Raw genomic sequence first — 4,902 nt, forward strand, 5'->3', positions numbered from 1 at the left:
AAGGCCAGGGCCATGCTGGCGCCGCTGCTCCAGCGCTCGCAGCGGAGGAAAAGGTGTTTCATGCGGATGGAAATTCCTGCGGGGGCTCAACGGCAACGCCCGTGGCGCATGACCCACGGGCGCTGTCGATCACACGGACAGTGGCGCGGGGGCGCTCACCGGACGTTGCGGATGCGGTCCAGGTTGGCCTTGCCGAATTCCTTCTCGAACTGTGCGTTCACGGGCGCCAGGGCCGCCACGAACTTGGACTTGTCGAGGTCGTCGATCACGGTCATGCCCTTGGCGCGCAGGTCGGCCACGCCCTTGGCGTCGTCCTCGTCCACGCGCGCACGGTTGGCCTTGGTGCCTTCCTTGGCGGCCTCGATGAAGGCCTGCTTGTCGGCGTCCGAGAGTTTGTCGAACGCGGCCTTGTTCATCACGAAGATGCAGGGCGAGTACACGTGGCCGGTGAGCGAGAGGTGTTTCTGCACCTGGTCGAACTTGGCCGAGATGATCACGGGCAGGGGGTTTTCCTGGCCGTCCACCGTGCCTTGCTGCAAGGCGGTGAAGACCTCGGGGAAGGCCATGGGCGTGGTGATGATGCCGAAGCCCTTGTAGGCGGCGATGTGCACCGGGTTTTCCATGGTGCGCATCTTCAGGCCCTTCAGGTCCTCGGGCGTGCGCACCTCGCGCTTGCTGTTGGTCATGTGGCGAAAGCCGTTTTCCGCCCAGGCGAGCGCCTTGAAGCCCTTGGCGTCGAACTTGGCGAGCAGTTCCTGGCCGATGGGGCCGTCGAGCACGGCGCGCGCGTGCGCCTTGTCGCGGAACAGGAAGGGCACGTCCAGGATCTTGGTCTCAGGCACGAAGTTGGGCACCGGGCCTGTGGAGGAGAAGGCCAGTTCCTGGGTGCCCAGCTGCACGGCCTCGATGGACTCGCGCTCGCCGCCCAGCGCGCCGTTGTAGAAGGTCTGGATCCGGTAGCGACCGCCCGTGCGCTTTTCCACTTCCTTGGCGAAGGTGTCGATGGCCACGCCCTGGTGGGAGTTCTGCGCCGTGGAGATGCTGATGCGCATCGTGGTCTGGGCCAGCGCGGTGCCGGCGAGGCCCAGGGCGAGCGCCAGGCCAAGGGCGAGTCGGGTGGGTTGCATGGGAATCGGTCTCCTGAAGATTTCTGCGGGGGTGGCCAAAAATTATGGCGGCGCAGCATTCAGGAGGGCATCGGGGTTTGTGCCGGTTTCCGGGGGGCAGGTGACGCCTGGGTGACAGCGTCGGCAGGTGGCTTGCCAGGCACCCGCCCGGCGGTAACCGGGCGGGGCGGTGGTCAATGTCGTGCGCCCCGGTAAGAGCGCCTTGATGGGAAGGAAGTATGGGACGAGAGGCGCAGATGGTTTTGCTGTATTTCTGCTTCGATGGCCTAATCGCAGAAAAATTTTTTGCTCACGGAATTTTTCCTGAATAATCTATCCCATGGACCGCCTGGACCGAAAAATTCTCGCCGCGCTGCAGCGCGATGCGCGTGCCAGCCTGCAGGAGATCGGCGCCGCCGTCGGGCTGAGCCCCTCGCCCTGCTGGGCGCGCATCAAGAAGATGGAGGAGGCGGGGGTGATCCAGGGCTACACCGTGCGGCTCGACCCACTGGCGCTTGGTCTTGGGGACACGGTGCTGGTCATGGTGACGCTCGACAGCCACTCGGACAACACGCTGGAGAAGTTCGGCGAGGTGCTGGCGAGCATCCCGGAGGTGGTGGAGGCGCACCTGGTTTCGGGCGACTACGACTACCTGCTGCGCGTGGTGGTCAAGGACACGCGCGACTACGAGCGCCTGCTGCGCGAGAAGCTCTACAAGATCAAGGGCATCCGCCACAGCCGCTCGAGTTTCGTGCTGCGGACATTGAAAAAGGCCGACTTGCCCCTCGGTGTCTGAGGGCCAAATCGGCCTGTGGCGTGCGCTGGACAGTCGCCGGGGCTCACGGGAGCCCCGGGATGCGTCAGCCCAGCAGCAGCGCGTCGTCCGCCAGCTTCTCGCCGCGCACGCGCTCGAACATCTGTAGCAGGTCGGGCACGTCGGTGCGTGCGCGCGCCTCGCCCGAGACGTCCAGCACCACCTGGCCCTGGTGCAGCATCACGGTGCGCTGGCCCACGTCCAGCGCCTGGCGCATGCTGTGCGTGACCATCATGGTGGTCAGCTTGTTCTCGGCGACGATGCGCGCCGTGAGCTGCAGCACGAAGTCGGCGGTGCGCGGATCGAGCGCGGCGGTGTGCTCGTCCAGCAGCAGGATGCGCGACGGCTGCAGTGCCGCCATGAGCAGGCTCACGGCCTGGCGCTGGCCGCCCGAGAGCAGGCCGATGCGGTCGGTGAGGCGGTTCTCCAGGCCCAGGCCGAGGGTCGCCAGCCGCTCGCGGAACATGGCGCGCTCGGCCGCCTTGACGGCGCGCGCCAGGCCGCGGCGCGTGCCGCGTTGCTGGGCCAGTGCCATGTTTTCCTCGATGGTCAGGTCCTCGCAGGTGCCGGCCATGGGGTCCTGGAAGACGCGCGCGACGCGCTCGGCGCGCTCCCAGACCGGGCGGTCGGTGACGTCCAGGCCGTCGATGGCGATGCGCCCCATGTCCACCGGCAGGTCGCCCGAGATGGCGTTCAGGAAGGTGGACTTGCCGGCGCCGTTGGAGCCGATGACGGTGACGAACTGCCCGGCCGGGATGTCCAGCGACATGCCGCGCAGCGCGCGCGTCTCGATGGGCGTGCCGGGGTTGAAGGTGATGTGCAGGTCTTGTGCGCTCAGCATGGTCGGTCTCCGGGGCTCACAGGCTCTTGGGCGCGTCGGGCACGCGCTTGCTGCGCAGGCGGCGCTTGAGCTGCGGGATTACCAGGGCGATGGTCACGAGCACGGCGGTCACCAGGTTCAGGTCCTGGGCCTTCAGGCCGATGAAGTCGCTGTTGAGCGCGGCGGCGATGAAGAAGCGGTAGACGATGGCGCCGATGACGACCGCCAGCGTCGCGTAGACGATGCGCCGCGACGGCAGGATGGATTCGCCGACGATCACCGCGGCCAGACCGATGACGATGGTGCCGATGCCCATGGAGATGTCCGAGCCGCCCTGGGTCTGGGCGAACAGGGCGCCCGCCAGCCCGACCAGCGCGTTGGACACCGCCATGCCAAGCAGCACCATGGCGCCGGTGTTGATGCCCTGCGCGCGCGCCATGCGGGCGTTCGAGCCGGTGGCGCGAATCGCCAGGCCCCGCTCGGTGGCGAAGAACCAGTCCATGGCGAGCTTGGCGGCGACGACGATCACCAGCAGCAGCAGCGGGCGCCACCAGTAGTCATCCAGCCCCTCGGGCTGCAGCAGTGTGAACACCGTCGGGTCGTTGATCAGCGGAATGTTCGGTCCCCCCATGATGCGCAGGTTGACCGAGTACAGGGCGATCATCATCAGAATCGAGGCCAGCAGGTCCATGATCTTCAGGCGCACGTTCAGCCAGCCGGTGATCAGGCCCGCCACGGCGCCCGCCCCGGCCGCCGCCACGCTGGCAACGAAGGGGTTGGCGCCGCTGGCGATCAGCACGGCGCACACGGCGCCGCCGAGCGGGAAGCTGCCGTCCACCGTGAGGTCGGGGAAGCGCAGCAGGCGAAAGGAGATGAAGACGCCGAGGGCAACCAGGCTGAAGATCAGCCCGATCTCGATGGCGCCGAGCAAGGAGAAAAGCGACATGGCCGGGGGCTCGGGTACGGCAAAGCAGAAGCCATGCGGATCATGGCTCCTGCTCAGGCTCGGAACAAGGAAAGGGCGGGAAGGGCGGCGGCCGCGGGCCGCCGTGCCGCCAGCCTTACTGGACCACCTCGGCGGCGGACTTGATCAGCGCGTCGGAGAGCTTCACGCCCTGCTTCTCCGCGGCGCCGGGGTTCACGAACAGCTCCATCTTGGTGCTGACCTCGGGCTTGATGTCGCCGGGCTTCTCGCCCTTGAGGATGCGCGCCACCATGCGCCCGGTCTGCTCGCCCAGGTCGCGGTAGTTGATGCCCAAGGCAGCGATGGCGCCACGCTTGACGCTGTCGGTGTCGGAGGCGACCAGCGGCAGCTTGGCTTCCTGGCCGACCTTGACCAGCGCCTCGTAGGCCGACACCACGTTGTTGTCGGTGTTGGTGTAGATCACGTCGGCCTTGCCGATCAGGCTGCGCGCGGCGCTGCCCACGTCCACCGAGCGCGGGGCCGAGGCTTCGACCAGCGTCATGCCGTACTTGGGCAGCAGCTCCTTGAGTTCCTTGACCACCACCACCGAGTTGGCTTCGCCGGGGTTGTAGACCATCCCGACGCGCTTGGCCTCGGGCACGACCTGGCGGATCAGGTCGATCTGCTTGTCCAGCGCCAGCAGGTCGGACACGCCCGTGACGTTGTTCTTGGAGGGCTCCCAGCTGGGCACCAGCTTGGCGGCGACCGGGTCGGTCACGGCGGAGAACACCACCGGCACGGTCTTGGTGGCGGCCACCACGGCCTGCGCCGAGGGGGTGGCGATGGCGACGATGGCGTCTGGCTTGTCGCCGACGAACTTGCGCGCGATCTGCGCGGCCGTGCCGGTGTTGCCCTGGGCGCTCTGGTATTGCCACTTGAGGTTCTTGCCCTGCTCGAAGCCTTCGGCCTTCAGCGCGGCCTGCACGCCGTCGCGCACCGCGTCCAGCGCCGGGTGCTCGACGATGGCCGTCACGGCCACGGACTTCTGATCGGCGGCGGTCGCCACGGCAGAGGCCGCCAGGGCCACGGCACCCAGGGTCATCCAGGGCAGGTTCTTCATGGTATCTCCTTGTATATTTGCTTGGGTTGGGTGGGCGTGGCGACGCACGCCGCCGCGCAAGTGTAAGCGTGCCTGCACGCAGGAAAACTGCAGAGAGGGGGCGGCGCAGACCTTCAACAAGGACGTGAAGCAGCTTTC

The 4,902-nt window shown here is 67.3% G+C and carries 5 protein-coding genes; 1 reads left to right on the top strand and 4 read right to left on the bottom strand.

What is annotated here, in order from left to right; all coding sequences use genetic code 11:
- Positions 1–155: 155 nt before the first annotated feature.
- Positions 156–1,127: a TRAP transporter substrate-binding protein gene (locus A612_RS10050; RefSeq protein WP_019374363.1), complete on the bottom strand. Its 972-nt coding sequence runs from the start codon at positions 1,125–1,127 to the stop codon at positions 156–158.
- Between the two features lie 319 nt (positions 1,128–1,446).
- Here A612_RS10050 and A612_RS10055 point away from each other — a divergent pair, with 319 nt between their 5' ends.
- A complete protein-coding gene (locus A612_RS10055) occupies positions 1,447–1,902 on the top strand; it encodes an Lrp/AsnC family transcriptional regulator (protein WP_019374364.1) in 456 nt (151 codons plus the stop codon).
- Positions 1,903–1,966: 64 nt separating this feature from the next.
- Here A612_RS10055 and A612_RS10060 read toward each other — a convergent pair whose 3' ends face one another.
- The 3 genes from A612_RS10060 to A612_RS10070 all read right to left on the bottom strand — a co-directional run bounded on the left by A612_RS10060 (position 1,967) and on the right by A612_RS10070 (position 4,764).
- Positions 1,967–2,761, bottom strand: coding sequence for an ABC transporter ATP-binding protein (locus A612_RS10060; protein ID WP_019374365.1), 795 nt, complete (start codon positions 2,759–2,761; stop codon positions 1,967–1,969).
- 16 nt (positions 2,762–2,777) lie between these two features.
- The gene (locus tag A612_RS10065; protein ID WP_019374366.1) at positions 2,778–3,686 is read right to left on the bottom strand and encodes an ABC transporter permease; all 909 of its coding nucleotides are present in this window, start codon (positions 3,684–3,686) and stop codon (positions 2,778–2,780) included.
- 115 nt (positions 3,687–3,801) lie between these two features.
- Positions 3,802–4,764, bottom strand: coding sequence for an ABC transporter substrate-binding protein (locus A612_RS10070; RefSeq protein WP_019374367.1), 963 nt, complete (start codon positions 4,762–4,764; stop codon positions 3,802–3,804).
- Between the last annotated feature and the right edge of the window lie 138 nt (positions 4,765–4,902).

This window comes from Melaminivora alkalimesophila (assembly GCF_000282995.1).
In the GTDB taxonomy this organism is placed as follows: domain Bacteria; phylum Pseudomonadota; class Gammaproteobacteria; order Burkholderiales; family Burkholderiaceae_C; genus Melaminivora; species Melaminivora alkalimesophila.

Coding starts and splice junctions, on each gene's coding strand:
- A612_RS10050 (WP_019374363.1), bottom strand. CDS start 1,127: ATGCAACCCACCCGACTCGCCCTTGGCCTGGCGCTCGCCCTGGGCCTC.
- A612_RS10055 (WP_019374364.1), top strand. CDS start 1,447: ATGGACCGCCTGGACCGAAAAATTCTCGCCGCGCTGCAGCGCGATGCG.
- A612_RS10060 (WP_019374365.1), bottom strand. CDS start 2,761: ATGCTGAGCGCACAAGACCTGCACATCACCTTCAACCCCGGCACGCCC.
- A612_RS10065 (WP_019374366.1), bottom strand. CDS start 3,686: ATGTCGCTTTTCTCCTTGCTCGGCGCCATCGAGATCGGGCTGATCTTC.
- A612_RS10070 (WP_019374367.1), bottom strand. CDS start 4,764: ATGAAGAACCTGCCCTGGATGACCCTGGGTGCCGTGGCCCTGGCGGCC.